Genomic DNA, 14,156 nt, shown 5'->3' on the forward strand with positions numbered 1-14,156 from the left:
CATCCTCCATGGACAGAAGCGAGTACGTGCGTCGTCTCGACGAGCGATTGGAGACCGACGCGTACGCCGATGTCGACGCCAGCGCGAACGGGTTACAGGTCGGCTCGGTCGAGGGCGAACTCGACCACGTCGCCTTCGCGGTCGACGCCGCGGCGGCGACGATCCGCGAGGCGGCCGCCGCGGACGCGGACGTGCTCGTCACCCATCACGGGATCTCGTGGGGCGGGATCGAGCGGGTGACCGGTCGAACCTACGATCGGATCGCCGCGCTCGCCGAGGCGGATATGGGGTTGTACGTCTCGCATCTCCCCCTCGATGGGCACGCCACGCTGGGCAACGCCGCCGGCGTCATCGACGCCGTCGACTTCGAGGACGCGGGAGGCTTCGGCGCGCTGGGGCCGGTGACGATCGGTCGGCTGGCGACGGCGGCCGAACCGGTCCCGGTCGGGGTCCTTCGGGAGCGGCTCGATGGGTTCGCGGAGCGCGAGCGGCCGACGCAGGTGTTGCCGTTCGGCCCGGATCGGATCGAGCGGGTCGCCGTCGTGACCGGCTCGGGGGTCGACTGGCTGGAGGAGGCGGTCGACGTCGGGGCCGACGCGCTGATCACGGGGGAGGGCAAACAGCAGGTCTACCACGACGCCCGCGAGGCCGGGATCACGGTGTTTCTCGCCGGCCACTACGCGACCGAGACGTTCGGCGTCCGCGCGCTGGAGGCGCTCACCGCCGAGTGGGGGATCGAAACGACCTACGTGAGCCACCCGACGGGACTGTAAACTACCCCGACCTACTCACTCACTTCGTTCGTTCCTTGAGGTCGGGGGCTCCACCTCGCATTTGCTGATCGGCGGATACCGGCGACGCGTCTCGGCGCGCCCTTGTCGACGCCGATGAGCGCGGCATCGGCGATCACGATCGACCCGCCAATGGCGATCCCGATCGATCCGAGCGATATCCTCAAGCGGCATCGAGCCGTTCTTCCGGTGTGGTCTCCCGGCCTGCTCCACCGACCGGCTTTGCCCTTGCAGCCCTCGTGACGGTGATGTGCTTTGTGATCGGCGTCGCCGTGCTCGGCGCGTGGCCGCCGTTCGTCGCCGTCGAGAGCGGGAGCATGGAGCCAGCTATCGAGCGCGGCGATCTGGTCGTCGTCACCGCCATCGACCGTGGACCGTGGGGTGGGATCGACGGGTCCTCGACGCCCGGCTCCGAGTCCGGCTCCGGCGACATCATTGTCTTTTCACCCCCCGGACACGAGGGGCCGCCGATCCTCCACCGGGTCGCGTTCGCCGTCGAGTCGGGCGAGGATTGGACGGAGCGAGGGGATGGCGACCTGATCGACGGGGAGTGTGAGACGCTTCGATACTGTCCGGCCCCCCACGACGGCTACATCACGTACGGCGACGCCAACGGCGAGTACGACCAAAGCGCCGGGCTCGCACCCGTCGTGCATCCGGACTGGATCGACGCACGGGCCGCCGTCACGGTGCCGCACCTCGGCTGGCCGCGACTCGGGTTCGACGCCGCCGTCGCGCACTTCGGGACGGTCGGAGTGGTGGCCGTCGGCACGTTCATCGCGTTCTCGGGCGGCGTGCTCGGCGTGCTACTCGGTCGAGTGTATGATCGCCTGTGAGGTAGCTTGGAGCGGTTAGCCCGCCTCCGGCTCCGTGTGGCCGTTTTCGGTGGCCGGCTTATCCTCAGCGGTCTCCTCCAGCGTCACCGAATCGGTCGCGGCGTTTCGGAGGGCGTCGGAGCGACCGAAGGCGCCGGGGGCGATGGCGAGCGTCCGGATCCCGTAGCCGTTGGCGATCTCGAGGACGGGTTTGAAATCCGTATCACGAGAGGCGACCGCGAGCGTCGACATCCGGCCCTCGGCGGCGAATCGCGTCGCGTCGACGGCCAGTTTTACGTCCACGTCGCCGCTCGTCACGACGACCTCGAAGCCACGGGCCTCCGCCGCCTGAATGAGTCCCGGGGTCGCGTGCTCGTCGAGGTAGAGCCGGGTCGCCACGAGGTGACCCTCCGCGGCGGCCGCCTCCCGGATATCGTCGAGGTCGACGTCGAACTCCTCGCGCAACACGTTCGGGCCGTCGACGAAGAGGGCGACCCGTCGCCGCTCGTCCGTCGACTCGCTGTCGTTCATGCCCGGTCTATCGGTGGCTCGGTGATATGAGTGCTGATTTCGGGTGTTTCAGTGTCGGTTTTGAACGATCGGGACTCAGTACGGGCTCGGCGTGTCGAGGTCGCGTTTAAACGTGTAACAGTAGCGCTCCATGTCGTTCGCCTCATAAAAGCGGTGGGCGTTCTCACGCCAGAGGCCGGAGGCGAGTTCCACACAGGAACAGTCCCGCTCGTCGGCCCAGTCGGCGATCCACTCCAGAAACCGGCCGCCGTAGCCGGATCCGCGTCGCGGCTCGTCGACGACGAGGTCGTGTACCCACGTATGTTTCCCGTGATAGAGGTTGGTCGTGACCACGAGCCCCGCCAGCGCGACCGGGTCGCCCGCGGCGTCCTCCATCCGAAAGAGGCGATAGCCCTCCCCGCGCCGCATCCGATCGATCAGCGTCATAAACGTCGCCTCATCGACCGGCCGGAGCTGTGCCATCAGCGGATGACACGCCCGGATCGCGTCCTCGTCGGTGAGTTCGGTGATCGTGACGGGTCCTGCGCCGTCGCTCGTGTCCATGCCGTCCAGTCACCGTGGGATCAGTTAAGTGCCCGCGCTCCGGTGAATGGGCGCATCGAATGGGCCTTCCCTCCTTTGCGAGGCGGAGGACGCTCTCCACCCCTCCATGGAGACGGGGACGCTCTCCACCCCTCCATGGAAACAGGGACGCTCTCCACCCCTTCCTGAAAGCATGAAGACGACTGATCAAACGCGTATGCATGTTCCTTATATCCGTATTATATCCTCAAAGCGCCACCAAGTCGCTATACGAAGCGTTCATTAGGGATGTCCATCTTTTTGGAGATAAGATGTCTACAACCGACACCTACACCGTTACTTCCGAACAGAACGATCATGGTTGCGTCACTGTTCGTGCACATCCACGCAACGCGACCTTCCACGTCGTCGACTACGCAGACGAGAGCGACCGCGAGCGTATCGGCGACCTCCCCGCCGGCTCCGTCGTGAAACTCGAACTCTCGCGTGCGGGCCGCCGCGGTAACGTCTGGTGTGCCGAGTCGGTACACACCGCCCACACGGACGGCGGCGAATAACGGCCACGGCTACCGGGACCCCGATTCGTGCCGATCGGGTCCCGACGGTGTCTGCCGGCTCCCTCCTCCGCGTTTTCCCGATCATTCACACGACAGCGACAGCGAACGCCCCGGCGTCGATCGCGAGATGCCGCCGGCGAGATGCCGCCGGCGAGATGCCGACCGCGACGGCAAGACCTTAGGCGCGTCCCGTGGAGGCTCATATATGACCGAGCGATCGCCACCACTCCACGGCGTCCACGAGGATCGCGGCGCGAAATTCACCGACTTCGGCGGCTGGGCGATGCCCGTCACGTTCGATTCGATCCGCGAGGAACACGCGGCGGTACGCGAACGGGTCGGCCGGTTCGACGTCTCACACATGGGCGAGATCGAGGTCGCCGGGCCGGACGCGACGGCGCTTCTGAACCGGCTCACCACGAACGACGTCTCGGCGCTCTCGCCGGGCGACTCCCAGTACGCGGCGATCACGACCGAGGAGGGCGTCATGCTCGATGACACGATCATCTATCGGCTGCCCGATGGGACCCCGGCCGGCGAGGCCGTGAACGCGATCGAGGGGATGACCAATGGGAACCTCGGGGAGCCCGACGGCGACCCGGCATACCTCTTCGTTCCGAACGCCGGTCACGACGAGGAGACGTACGACCGCGTCGTCACCCACCGCGATGAGTGGGGCCTCGAGGCGGCGGTCGAGAACACGACGACCGGATGGGCGATGATCGCCGTGCAGGGTCCCGACGCGGAGTCGGCCGTCGATGCGGCGGTCACGGCCGGCGACGCCGCCGCCCTCCCCCGGTTCGATGCGACGGTGGCCGACGTCGCGGGCGTCCCGAGCTGGGTCGCCCGAACGGGCTACACCGGCGAGGACGGCTTCGAGATCGTCTGTCCGGCGGACGCCGCCGAGGCGGTCTGGGCGGCCTTCGAGGACGTCCAGCCGTGTGGGCTCGGCGCGCGGGACACGCTTCGTACGGAGATGGGCTTCCTGCTCTCCGGGCAGGACTTCGATCCCGACGATGAGCCGCGGACGCCCGACGAGGCCGGGATCGGGTTCGCCGTCGACCTCGACACGGCGTTCATCGGGCGCGACGCGTTGGCCGAACAGCGGGATGCGGGGCTGACGGAACGGTTCATCGGCGTGCGGCTGCTCGACCGGGGCGTTCCCCGCGGCGGCTACGCGGTCACCGACGGCGACCTCACGCGGATCGGTCACCTCACCTCCGGAACGATGAGCCCGACGCTCGAGGAGCCGATCGGATTGGGCTACCTCCACGTCGATCACGCCGTCGACGGCGCGGAGGTGGCGGTCGTCGTGCGCGGCGACGAGAAACGTGCCGAAGTCGTCGAGCCGCCGTTCCTCGACCGGTAACGCTCGGGCATCGAAGGAGTCGATCCGCCGACGAGCGTCGAAGGAGTCGATCCGCCGAGCACGCATCGATCGGCCTTTTATCCGGCGCGTTCCTATCGGGGGCAATGGGAAATTCGGACCTGCGCGACCTCGCGACCATCCGCGAGGTCACCTTCGATGAACTCGAAGGCAGCGCCATCGCCGTCGACGCGCACAACTGGCTCTACCGGTACCTCACGACGACGGTGAAGTGGACGGCCTCCGAGGCGTACACGACCGACGACGGCGTCGAGGTCGCGAACCTGATCGGGATCGTGAAGGGACTGCCGGCGTTTTTCGAACATGACATCGTTCCCGTGATGGTCTTCGACGGGGCCGTCACCGACCTCAAGGCCGACGAGGTCGCCGAACGGCGCGCCCAGCGCGAACGCGCCGAGGAGCGACACGAGGCCGCGAAGGAGCGCGGGGACGCGATCGAGGCCGCCCGGCTTGAGGCACGGACGCAACGACTGACCGACACGATTCAGGAGACGACCCGAGAGCTGCTTCGGCTGCTCGACGTCCCGATCGTCGAGGCGCCGGCGGAGGGCGAGGCGCAATGTGCCCACATGGCCGCCACCGGCGCGGTCGATCACGCCGGCAGCGAGGACTACGACACCCTGCTTTTCGGCGCGCCGACCACGATACGGCAACTCACGGGGAGCGGAAACCCGGAGCTGATGGACCTCGAAGCGACGCTCGCGGAACTCGAACTCGACCGGCGGGAACTCGTCGATGTCGCCATCCTCTGTGGCACCGATTTCAACGAGGGGGTCCGCGGGATCGGCCCGAAGACGGCGGTGAAAGCGATCCGCGAACACGGCGACCTCCAGAGCGCTTTGGAGGCTCACGACGCGACGATGCCGAACGCGGCCGCCGTGCAGGAACTCTTTTTCGATCCGCCGGTTCGGGACGTCGAGTTCGACGCCGCCATCGAGCCCGACGTCGAGGCCGCGCGCGAGTACGTGATCGAGAAGTGGGACGTTGACAGGGACGAGGTCGCCCGCGGCTTCGAACGCATCGAGGAGTCACAGGTGCAGACTGGACTCGATCGGTGGACCTGAGCGGCCCGCACCGTGTGCCACGACCGGGGGACGCCGCCCGCCGGGAACATACCTTTTATTTCCTCGTCCTCGGAAGCTACGGGTAGCCGGTTCGTGGACGATCCGCGTCCCACGACACCGCGTCAATCCCCATCCATGAGCTTCGAAGTACCCGACGACTTACGGTATCTGGAATCGCACGAGTGGACCACCGACGGCGACGTCGTCAAGGTCGGTATCACCGACTTCGCACAGGACGAGCTCGGCGACATCGTCTTTCTCGAGTTGCCCGCCGACGGCGACGAGCTCAGCGCGGGCGACGCCTTCGGCGTGATCGAATCGATCAAGGCGGTATCGGACCTCTATGCGCCGGTCTCCGGCGAGGTCGTCGCGGTCAACGAGGAGCTGTTCGACCGCCCGGAACTGGTCAACGACGACCCATACGGCGACGGATGGATGCTCGAGGTCGAACTCGACGAGCCGTCCAGCGACCTGCTCGATGCCGACGCCTACGCCGAGCAGATCGCGTAAGGCGGATGGACGCGAGAACGCATCCAGCGGGGACGGACGCGTGAACCGACCCGGCACGGACGGATGCGTGAACGGGCCGTCCGTGCGATCGCACGCCGATCCGCTCCGTTCGCGGATCCACAGCGACAGGCCCATACCGATCCGGTCCTGAGCGATCGATCGGATACCGAAGACACACGACGCATCGGCACCGTGAGAACCGGTCCAAGCGACTCGGACCAGCCCACCGATCCAGCGACACATGACCATGAGACCCACCGGAGGAACACGATCACGATGAGCGGAAGCCCATACGCACCACACACGCCGGCGGAGACGGCGGCGATGCTCGATGCCGTCGGCGTCGACGACGAGGAGGAACTGTTCGACATCCCCGAGGAGGTCGCCTTCGACGGCGAGTTCGGGATCGAGCCGCGAACCGAACGCGAGATCCGCGCCGAATGCGCCCGGTTGCTCGCGCGCAACGACGACCTGACCGAGTTCCTCGGGCGGGGCCACTACGGCCACTACGTCCCGAGCGTCGTCGACCATCTCGCGGACCGCGCGGAGTTCATCACGAGCTACACGCAGTATCAACCCGAGATCACCCAGGGGTTCCTGCAGGCGCTCTTCGAGTACCAGTCGATGCTCGTTGAGCTCACCGGCCTGTCGATCGCGAACTGCTCGATGTACGACGCGGCGACGGCGCTCGCGGAGTCGGCCACGCTCGCGGACCGCGTTCGCTCGACGACCGGCGACGTCGTCCTCGTTCCCGAACAGCTCCGTGAAGGCAAACGGGAGGTGCTCACGAACTACTGTGACGGCGCGGACCTCACCGTCGAGACCTATCCGATGGACGATGGGATCGTCGACGTCGATGCGCTCGCCGAGCGGGCTGGCGAGGACGTCGTGATGATCTACGCGGAGAACCCAACTGTCCGGGGCTGTATCGAGGAACACCTGACGGCGATCGGCGAGGTCGCCGACGAGACCGACGCGCTGTTCACGCTCGGCTCCGACGTGGTCGCGCTCTCGGTGCTGCAGGAGCCCGCGAGCGTCGGCGCGGACGTCGTCGTCGGCGAGGCCGGCGCGCTCGGCATGCCGCCGGCGTACGGGATGGGGCTCGGCCTGTTCGCCTGCGCGGAGGAGTTCCTCCGGCAGGTTCCCGGCCGGCTCGTCGGCGCAGGTGAGGACGCCGAAGGAACGCGAGCGTACACGCTCACGCTCCAGACCCGCGAACAGCACATCCGGAAGGAGCGGGCGACCTCAAACATCTGTACGAACCAGGCGTGGGTGGCGCTTCGGGCGGCGATCCACGCGGCGACGCTCGGCCCCGACGGGCTCGTCGACCTCGCGAACGACTGCGTACGGGAGGCCGAGACGATCGCGGCCGCCATCGACGACCTCTCCGGTGCGTCCGCGCCGGTCCACGACCGACACCACTTCCGCGAGTTCGCGGTCCGAACTGACCAGCCCGCCGCGGCGATCGCCGGCGACCTGGAACGAAAGGGGTTCGCCGTCCACGTCATCGGCGAACACCTCCTGCAGGTCTGTGTCACCGAGTTGAACGCGGGGGAGGCGGACGCGCTCGTTGAAGCGTTCTCGGAGGTGCTCTGAGATGATCTACGATCAAGCCAGCTACACGCGTGAAGGGGAGGACCGGCACGAGCCGCTGCTCTCGGAGAAGGGACAGAAGACGGTCGATGTCGAGGAGGCCTCGCCGCTGCCCGACGCGCTCACACGCGACGAGCTTACCCTTCCGAACCCCTCGGAACCGGAGGTCGCCCGCCATTACACCCGGCTCTCACAGATGAACTGGGCGATCGATTCGGGGCCGTATCCGCTCGGCAGTTGCACGATGAAGTACAACCCCAAGTTCATCGAGGACGTCGCCGCCGACCCGAACGGCGCGGTCCATCCGGACCGGTCGGACCGCTCGGTGCAGGGGACCCTCGAACTGCTCGCCGGGCTGCAGGAGTATCTCGCGGCGATCGGCGGCATGGACGCCGTGACGCTGCAGCCCCCGGCGGGTGCGGCCGGCGAGTTCACCGGCATCCTGATCGCGAAGGCGTATCACGAAAAACAGGGGAACGACCGCTCGGAGGTCGTCATCCCGGCGTCCGCACACGGGACGAACTTCGCGACCGCGGCGATGGCCGGCTATGACGTCGTCGAGCTCCCCTCCGGCGAGGACGGCCGTGTCGACGTCGAGGCGCTCGACGCCGCCGTCGGCGAGGACACCGCCGCGCTCATGTTGACCAACCCGAACACGGTCGGGCTCTTCGAGCGCGACATCGCCGAGATCGCCGACATCGTCCACGACGCCGGCGGGCTGCTCTACTACGATGGCGCGAACCTCAACGCCCTGCTCGGCCGGGGTCGTCCCGGCGATATGGGCTTCGACGTGATGCACTACAACGTCCACAAGACGTTCGCGACCCCTCACGGCGGCGGCGGCCCCGGAGCCGGACCCGTCGGCGTCGTCGAGGAGCTCGCCGAGTTCCTGCCGACCCCGCACATCCGGGAGGTGAACGACGGCAAGATCGGCTATGAGACCTACGAGCCGGAACACTCGATCGGGAAGGTCCACGGCTTCGCCGGCAACTGGCTCGTGTTGATAAAGACGTACGCCTACATCGCCCGCCTCGGCGACGCCGGGCTCTCCGATGCCGCCGCGAAGGCCGTGCTCAACGCGAACTATCTCGCCGAGCAGATCGACTTGGAAATCCCGCACGGGCCGTTCCACCACGAGTTCGGAGCCACCGCGGGCGATCGCGACGCCGCCGATGTGGCGAAGGGGATGTTGGAGTACGGCGTCCACCCGCCGACGACGAAGTGGCCGGAGATGGTGCCGGAGGCGATGTTGACGGAGCCGACGGAAGCGGAGAGTCAGGCCTCGCTCGACCACCTCGCCTCGGCGTTCAACCGGGCGTATGCCGACGACGACGAGGCGCTCGCGGCCGCGCCGACACGAACGACCGCCCGCCGGATCGACCAGGCCGATGCGGCGAGGAACCCACGGCTCTCCTGGCAAGCGCTGGGAGAGAGATAAAATAGCGAAGGGGAGCCCGTACCGGCTTACAGCGCGTCGGCGAGGCGATCGGCGGCCTCCTCGACGCTGCCCTCGTTCTCGATGAACCGGACGGGGGCGTTTTGATCGCGGGCGTACTGGAGCGCGGCGGATCGGTTGAGGTCCTGCTCGAAGGCGATCTTGCGCTCTGTAGCCTCCGGCAGCTCGCGGCTCCCGGATCGTCGACGTTCGAGGATCGTCTCCGGACTCGCCTCCACGAGCGCGATCGTCCCCGGCGAGACGTCCTCGAGCACCTCTGGAGGAAGCCCCTGAACGTAGCCGGCCCGCGTCTCCACGGCCAGGTGCGTCGAGAGGATCACGTTCGTCGTGCTGGCCTCATCGGCGACGAACTCGCCCGCATAACGCTGCAGGCGGCGGATCCGTGTCTGGGAAAGCGAGGCGAGGTCCTTCCGTTCGGTCGTGACGCCCTCCGTCGCGGCCCGTTCGAGCATGACGTCCCCGAAGTTCACGAGCTTGTACCCGTCCCCGAGCTTCCGCCGAACCGTCTGACAGACGCTCGACAGCCCGACGCCGGTGACGCCGGACACCAACGTGACCGACATCAGAAGCTCACCTCGCTTTCCTCGTCCTGCGGCATCGACCCGCGGTCGTCGTAGTACCGCCGTCCGACGAACTGGGCCCCGACGAGCGACATCAACGTGTCATAGAGGTCGTCGGCCGAGTCGAACTCCTCCACGTCGGAGTGCTCGATGACGGCCCCGATCGTCGTGCTCTCCCCGTCCGGCGGTGTCAGCTCGGTGCTCCCGACCGCCTCGATGACCACGTCCCGCGGGACGGGAAACTCAAGCGTTCTCGCGAACAGGTCGCGAGTCTCTGGTAAGCGCATACACGTGTCATACGTACCCTATTGTGAAATGCGTATGCATATCAGCGATCCAACGCGTTCTCCCGTCCGTCAGCGCGCGCTTGCGTTCCCGCCCACGCAACGGACAGGCACGTCAAGGACGGGTTACCGACGACGGTCTCCTCGACGTAGACCGCCATGCCGAATATCGCGAGCACCCCCGCGACGATAATTCCGACGGCGGCGAGCGCCAGCAGCCAGTAGAGCGGGTAGCCCCGCTCGATCGTCAGGTACAGCCCGATCCCGACGAGCGCCGGGCCGATCCCCATCAGGAACAGGATGCCGATGGCGATCGCCCACGTCCAGGCGTACTCCCGCGATTCGTGTTCCTCACGCGTGAGTTGAAACATGACGTAGGTGACGGCCGCCGCGGCGAGGGTGAGCGCCGCGAGAACGAGTGCAGGTGGGCCGACCGCAAGCAGGAGGGGAGTCATCGTGGTTCGAAGACGTACATGTGTTCCATGTTGATGTCATAAAACACCGTTCCGCGCGGCATCCGGGAGAACCGGTAGAGCGCGTACACGTCGCCGACGGACCCGGCGGTGTTCAACACGAGGACGAACAACGCCACGGTGGCGACGACCGGATGGGGAACGGCGAGCAGCGGCAGCGTGATAGCGGTGATGACCACCAGCGGTGCGGCCCCGATCCGGAGGTTGTGCTCGCGGGTGTGAAACTGGTTGAACACGGCCGCATACACCGCCCCGAACCGCCAGTGAATCCCGTAGCTCACGTCGTAGCCGTACCGCTCAAAGACGACCCCGTGAAGCAGTTCGTGGACGACGGCGACGGCGAGGAACGCGAACAAAAGCGGGAGCGCCACCTGCGTGAGCTGTAACACGATGGTAACGTCCCCGGCGGCGTCCGTCTCGAAGACGACGGGGAGGACCGCCGTGCCTTGCAGTTGAAACAGCAGCCACCCATACCCGATCGTGGCGAGTACCGTCATGACCATCCCGGCCACGACGAGGGGAAGCTTGGGGTACTCGAACCGGTAGGGGTCCGCGTAGCCCTCGGGCGTCGGCGGCGGGGAGACGGCTTCCGCGGCCGCCTCCGCTGCCGCGAGCGCGTCCGCGTCGGGTGTCGATGCCATGCTGATCACCCTTCTCGATCACGCGGAATAAATATTGATCACGGCTTCCGCCGGGCGTTGGAACGTTTCAGAGGAACGATTCGATGTGGTCGGCGACCTCCTCGGGGGTGTCGCCGACGGGGACGCCCGCGTCGTTGAGCGCGTCGATCTTGGATTCGGCCGTGCCGGTGCCGGAGCCGGAGACGATCGCGCCGGCGTGACCCATCCGCTTGCCCGGCGGCGCGGTGCGGCCGGCGATGAAGCCCGCGACGGGCGTGTCCATGTGTTCGCCGATGAACCGCGCGGCCTGCTCCTCGTCCTCGCCGCCGATCTCGCCGCACATCACGACGGCGTCGGTCTCGGTGTCGGCCTCGAACGCCTCCAGGGCGTCGATAAAGGAGGTGCCGATGATCGGGTCGCCGCCGATGCCGATGGCGGTCGTCTGGCCGATCCCGCGCTCGGTCAGGTTATCGACGACCTGGTAGGTGAGCGTGCCGGAGCGGGAGACGAGCCCGACGTTTCCGTCCGCGAAGATGTTGCCCGGCAGAATGCCGAGTTTGGCCTCGCCGGGGGTGATGATGCCCGGACAGTTCGGCCCGAGCAGGCGGGTGTCGGTCTCGCCGAGCCGTTTGTTCACCTTCGCCATGTCCTGGGTCGGGATCCCTTCCGTGATGGCGACGGCGAGATCGAGGTCGGTGTCGAGCGCCTCGAAGATCGCATCCGCGGCGAACGCCGGCGGGACGAAGATGACGGACGCGTTCGCGTCCTCCGCCTCGACGGCCGCATCGACGGTGTCGTAGACGGGGACGCCGGCGGCCTCCTGACCGCCCTTGCCGGGGACCGCCCCGGCGACGACGTTCGTCCCGTATTCGATCATCTGTTCGGCGTGGAACTTCCCCTCCCCGCCGGTGATCCCCTGGACCACCACGCGGGTGTCGTCGTCGACGAAAATGCTCATGCGGACACCTCCTTTGCGTTCTCGACGGCACGCTGGACGGCCGCCTCAAGCGTCTTTTCGACCCCCAAGAGGTCGGTATTTAAGATCTCCATGCCCTCCTCGGCGTTCGTGCCGGCGAGCCGGACGACGACGGGTTTCGGCAGCTCGTCGTAGCCCGAGAGCGCCTCGTTGATCCCCTTTGCGACCTCGTCGCCGCGGGTGATCCCGCCGAAGATGTTGAAGACGACGCTGTCGACGTTTGGGTCCGAAAAGACCATGTCGAGCGCGTTCGTCACCCGCTCGGCCTTCGCGCCGCCGCCGATGTCGAGGAAGTTGGCGGGCGCACCGCCGTAGTAGTCGACCAGATCGAGCGTCGTCATGACGAGTCCGGCCCCGTTGCCGATGATACCGACGTTGCCCGAGAGCCGGACGTAATCGAAGCCGTACTCGCCGGCTTTCCGTTCGAGGTCGTCCTCGTAGGCTTCGTCCTCCAACTCGGCGAGTTTCGGCTGGCGGAAGAGCGCGTCCTCGTCGATGTTCATCACGGCGTCGGCGGCGACCACGTCGCGATCGCTCGTGATCATCACCGGGTTGACCTCGATCTCGGTGGCGTCGTTCGCCTCGTACAGATCGTACAGCGTCGAGACGATCGAGGCGACGTCGCCCGCGACGTCGGCGTCGACGCCGGCGTTGTAGACGACCTTGCGGGCCTGATACGGGTGCAGCCCGAACGCGGGATCGACGTGTTCGCGCGCGATCGCGTCGGGTGACTCTGCGGCGACCTCCTCGATGTCGACGCCCCCTTCGGTGGAGACCATGAGGACGGGTTTCCCTTCGCCGCGGTCCATCGTCACGCCGACGTAGAGCTCGTCGACGAAGTCGACGCCGGACTCGACGAGCACCGTCTCGACGGTGTAGCCTTTGAGGTCCATGCCGAGGATCTCCTCGGCGTACGTCTCGGCCTCGTCGCGATCGGTCGCGATCTTGATCCCGCCGGCTTTGCCACGTCCACCGACGTGGACCTGCGCTTTGATCGCCGCCGGATAGCCGATCTCGTCGACCGCATCGAGCGCCTCCTCGACGCTTTCCGCGAGCTGGGAGTCCGGCACCGGAATCCCCGCGTCGGCGAAGATCCCCTTCGCCTGATATTCGTGAAGCTTCATCCACGTAAACGGCCGGTCACCGTCGGCTTAAATCCTGAACATTCGGCTCCGTGGGGTGAGCTCACGCCGGACCGCCTCGGAGTGTGTCGTTCGGGGTCGCCTACGGCTCCCACTCGCCGCCGACGCGGTCGACGCCCATCATGTTCGCGCCCGGGTGTTCGGTGAACACGACCTTCTGGTTCGGCTCGGGGACGTCGAACGCCTCGGTCGCATAGCTCATCACCCCGAGCGCGAACGCGCGCTTCCGCTCGGCCGAGCGCCCGCGCCGGATCTCCGCATCGAGGAACAACAGCGGCCCCTCGACGCCCCGGCCGATGAACAGCTCGCCGGGCTCGCGCTCGCGGATCGTGACCGCGACGTGGCCGCGCTCCGTCGCCATCTCGTCGGTATATACGTCGGTGACGCGTTCGGCGAACGCCCGTCGATCGCTTGGCGACAACGTGAGGGTCGTGTCGAACTGCAGGAGCGGCATACCGGGGAGGGGAGGGGAGGGATCTTGTAGCTGTCGCCGATGGCACCGTCTGGCGTACCCCTTCCGGGGGTTCATGATCCCGGCGTCCACCAAAACGATTTATATAGCGGGACGGTTGGTCGTCTATGGTGATCTCCACGAAAGGTCTCTGGCACAAAGTTGCGGACACTATTTCAACCGAAATGATCGTTGAGATCGAAGAGGCGACCGTGTACGGCGATTTTGAACAGGAGCGGGTCCTTCACTCGGGCCAGGTTCGGATCCTTCCGAACGGCTGGGTTGTGCTACCCACCGACCGTGTCCTGTCCCCCGAAGCGGTTCATCACATCGATGCATAGTGCGTTGCTCCGATGGCCCTATGACGCCGGAAACATGACGGATCGATCGTTTAAGACTTAAGAGGGCGATCGGCGCATGTACG

At 66.9% G+C, this 14,156-nt stretch carries 18 protein-coding genes; 9 read left to right on the forward strand and 9 right to left on the reverse strand.

Translation table 11 applies throughout. The annotated features are described in order from the left end of the window. The first annotated feature begins 8 nt into the window (after positions 1–8). Positions 9–773, forward strand: a complete 765-nt coding sequence (locus tag CHB65_RS01800) for a Nif3-like dinuclear metal center hexameric protein (protein ID WP_089383323.1) — start codon at positions 9–11, stop codon at positions 771–773. 209 nt (positions 774–982) lie between these two features. After that, on the forward strand, positions 983–1,627 hold the full coding sequence (locus CHB65_RS01805; protein WP_245809886.1) for a S26 family signal peptidase: 645 nt from the start codon (positions 983–985) through the stop codon (positions 1,625–1,627). Between the two features lie 15 nt (positions 1,628–1,642). On the opposite strand, the gene CHB65_RS01810 is transcribed toward CHB65_RS01805, so the two are convergent. Together CHB65_RS01810 and CHB65_RS01815 are read right to left on the reverse strand one after the other, a co-directional pair. Then, on the reverse strand, positions 1,643–2,137 hold the full coding sequence (locus CHB65_RS01810) for an NYN domain-containing protein (protein WP_089383325.1): 495 nt from the start codon (positions 2,135–2,137) through the stop codon (positions 1,643–1,645). A 75-nt stretch (positions 2,138–2,212) separates the two neighbouring features. After that, positions 2,213–2,680 (reverse strand): GNAT family N-acetyltransferase, encoded by a 468-nt coding sequence (locus tag CHB65_RS01815; RefSeq protein ID WP_089383326.1) that lies wholly within the window; start codon positions 2,678–2,680, stop codon positions 2,213–2,215. 290 nt (positions 2,681–2,970) lie between these two features. Here CHB65_RS01815 and CHB65_RS01820 point away from each other — a divergent pair, with 290 nt between their 5' ends. The 6 genes from CHB65_RS01820 to gcvPB all read left to right on the forward strand — a co-directional run bounded on the left by CHB65_RS01820 (position 2,971) and on the right by gcvPB (position 9,208). After that, positions 2,971–3,216, forward strand: coding sequence for a hypothetical protein (locus CHB65_RS01820; RefSeq protein WP_089383327.1), 246 nt, complete (start codon positions 2,971–2,973; stop codon positions 3,214–3,216). Between the two features lie 205 nt (positions 3,217–3,421). Then, a complete protein-coding gene (gene gcvT / locus CHB65_RS01825) occupies positions 3,422–4,585 on the forward strand; it encodes a glycine cleavage system aminomethyltransferase GcvT (protein WP_089383328.1) in 1,164 nt (387 codons plus the stop codon). Between the two features lie 104 nt (positions 4,586–4,689). After that, a complete protein-coding gene (fen, locus tag CHB65_RS01830; RefSeq protein ID WP_089383329.1) occupies positions 4,690–5,667 on the forward strand; it encodes a flap endonuclease-1 in 978 nt (325 codons plus the stop codon). Between the two features lie 135 nt (positions 5,668–5,802). Beyond that, the gene (gene gcvH, locus CHB65_RS01835) at positions 5,803–6,177 is read left to right on the forward strand and encodes a glycine cleavage system protein GcvH (RefSeq protein ID WP_089383330.1); all 375 of its coding nucleotides are present in this window, start codon (positions 5,803–5,805) and stop codon (positions 6,175–6,177) included. 276 nt (positions 6,178–6,453) lie between these two features. Then, a complete protein-coding gene (gcvPA, locus tag CHB65_RS01840) occupies positions 6,454–7,773 on the forward strand; it encodes an aminomethyl-transferring glycine dehydrogenase subunit GcvPA (protein ID WP_089383465.1) in 1,320 nt (439 codons plus the stop codon). Position 7,774: 1 nt separating this feature from the next. Further along, a complete protein-coding gene (gene gcvPB / locus CHB65_RS01845; protein ID WP_089383331.1) occupies positions 7,775–9,208 on the forward strand; it encodes an aminomethyl-transferring glycine dehydrogenase subunit GcvPB in 1,434 nt (477 codons plus the stop codon). A gap of 26 nt (positions 9,209–9,234) precedes the next feature. Here gcvPB and CHB65_RS01850 read toward each other — a convergent pair whose 3' ends face one another. The 7 genes from CHB65_RS01850 to CHB65_RS01880 form a co-directional block, all read right to left on the reverse strand. Further along, positions 9,235–9,789: an adenylate kinase gene (locus CHB65_RS01850; RefSeq protein ID WP_089383332.1), complete on the reverse strand. Its 555-nt coding sequence runs from the start codon at positions 9,787–9,789 to the stop codon at positions 9,235–9,237. After that, positions 9,789–10,073 (reverse strand): DUF5789 family protein, encoded by a 285-nt coding sequence (locus CHB65_RS01855; RefSeq protein WP_089383333.1) that lies wholly within the window; start codon positions 10,071–10,073, stop codon positions 9,789–9,791. Before CHB65_RS01855 ends, CHB65_RS01850 begins: the two co-directional genes overlap by 1 nt. A gap of 41 nt (positions 10,074–10,114) precedes the next feature. Beyond that, a complete protein-coding gene (locus CHB65_RS01860) occupies positions 10,115–10,525 on the reverse strand; it encodes a hypothetical protein (RefSeq protein WP_089383334.1) in 411 nt (136 codons plus the stop codon). Next, positions 10,522–11,184: a DUF3267 domain-containing protein gene (locus tag CHB65_RS01865; protein WP_089383335.1), complete on the reverse strand. Its 663-nt coding sequence runs from the start codon at positions 11,182–11,184 to the stop codon at positions 10,522–10,524. Before CHB65_RS01865 ends, CHB65_RS01860 begins: the two co-directional genes overlap by 4 nt. A gap of 67 nt (positions 11,185–11,251) precedes the next feature. Beyond that, entirely contained in the window at positions 11,252–12,121 is an 870-nt protein-coding gene (gene sucD / locus CHB65_RS01870) for a succinate--CoA ligase subunit alpha (protein ID WP_089383336.1), read from the reverse strand. Further along, positions 12,118–13,263: an ADP-forming succinate--CoA ligase subunit beta gene (sucC, locus tag CHB65_RS01875; RefSeq protein ID WP_089383337.1), complete on the reverse strand. Its 1,146-nt coding sequence runs from the start codon at positions 13,261–13,263 to the stop codon at positions 12,118–12,120. The genes sucD and sucC overlap by 4 nt, the downstream gene beginning before the upstream one ends. A 100-nt stretch (positions 13,264–13,363) precedes the next feature. Continuing rightward, on the reverse strand, positions 13,364–13,735 hold the full coding sequence (locus tag CHB65_RS01880) for a tautomerase family protein (RefSeq protein ID WP_089383338.1): 372 nt from the start codon (positions 13,733–13,735) through the stop codon (positions 13,364–13,366). A gap of 125 nt (positions 13,736–13,860) precedes the next feature. Here CHB65_RS01880 and CHB65_RS01885 point away from each other — a divergent pair, with 125 nt between their 5' ends. Continuing rightward, a complete protein-coding gene (locus CHB65_RS01885; RefSeq protein ID WP_089383339.1) occupies positions 13,861–14,073 on the forward strand; it encodes a hypothetical protein in 213 nt (70 codons plus the stop codon). Positions 14,074–14,156 lie beyond the last annotated feature (83 nt).

Source organism: Halorubrum vacuolatum (assembly GCF_900188065.1).
GTDB lineage: Archaea > Halobacteriota > Halobacteria > Halobacteriales > Haloferacaceae > Halorubrum > Halorubrum vacuolatum.

Bases quoted from the DNA above. Each gene is read 5' to 3' on its own strand.
- CHB65_RS01885 (WP_089383339.1), top strand. From the start codon at position 13,861: ATGGTGATCTCCACGAAAGGTCTCTGGCACAAAGTTGCGGACACTATT.
- CHB65_RS01800 (WP_089383323.1), top strand. From the start codon at position 9: ATGGACAGAAGCGAGTACGTGCGTCGTCTCGACGAGCGATTGGAGACC.
- CHB65_RS01815 (WP_089383326.1), bottom strand. From the start codon at position 2,680: ATGGACACGAGCGACGGCGCAGGACCCGTCACGATCACCGAACTCACC.
- CHB65_RS01820 (WP_089383327.1), top strand. From the start codon at position 2,971: ATGTCTACAACCGACACCTACACCGTTACTTCCGAACAGAACGATCAT.
- gcvH (WP_089383330.1), top strand. From the start codon at position 5,803: ATGAGCTTCGAAGTACCCGACGACTTACGGTATCTGGAATCGCACGAG.
- CHB65_RS01810 (WP_089383325.1), bottom strand. From the start codon at position 2,137: ATGAACGACAGCGAGTCGACGGACGAGCGGCGACGGGTCGCCCTCTTC.
- sucD (WP_089383336.1), bottom strand. From the start codon at position 12,121: ATGAGCATTTTCGTCGACGACGACACCCGCGTGGTGGTCCAGGGGATC.
- sucC (WP_089383337.1), bottom strand. From the start codon at position 13,263: ATGAAGCTTCACGAATATCAGGCGAAGGGGATCTTCGCCGACGCGGGG.
- fen (WP_089383329.1), top strand. From the start codon at position 4,690: ATGGGAAATTCGGACCTGCGCGACCTCGCGACCATCCGCGAGGTCACC.
- CHB65_RS01850 (WP_089383332.1), bottom strand. From the start codon at position 9,789: ATGTCGGTCACGTTGGTGTCCGGCGTCACCGGCGTCGGGCTGTCGAGC.
- gcvPB (WP_089383331.1), top strand. From the start codon at position 7,775: ATGATCTACGATCAAGCCAGCTACACGCGTGAAGGGGAGGACCGGCAC.
- gcvPA (WP_089383465.1), top strand. From the start codon at position 6,454: ATGAGCGGAAGCCCATACGCACCACACACGCCGGCGGAGACGGCGGCG.
- CHB65_RS01865 (WP_089383335.1), bottom strand. From the start codon at position 11,184: ATGGCATCGACACCCGACGCGGACGCGCTCGCGGCAGCGGAGGCGGCC.
- CHB65_RS01855 (WP_089383333.1), bottom strand. From the start codon at position 10,073: ATGCGCTTACCAGAGACTCGCGACCTGTTCGCGAGAACGCTTGAGTTT.
- CHB65_RS01860 (WP_089383334.1), bottom strand. From the start codon at position 10,525: ATGACTCCCCTCCTGCTTGCGGTCGGCCCACCTGCACTCGTTCTCGCG.
- CHB65_RS01880 (WP_089383338.1), bottom strand. From the start codon at position 13,735: ATGCCGCTCCTGCAGTTCGACACGACCCTCACGTTGTCGCCAAGCGAT.
- gcvT (WP_089383328.1), top strand. From the start codon at position 3,422: ATGACCGAGCGATCGCCACCACTCCACGGCGTCCACGAGGATCGCGGC.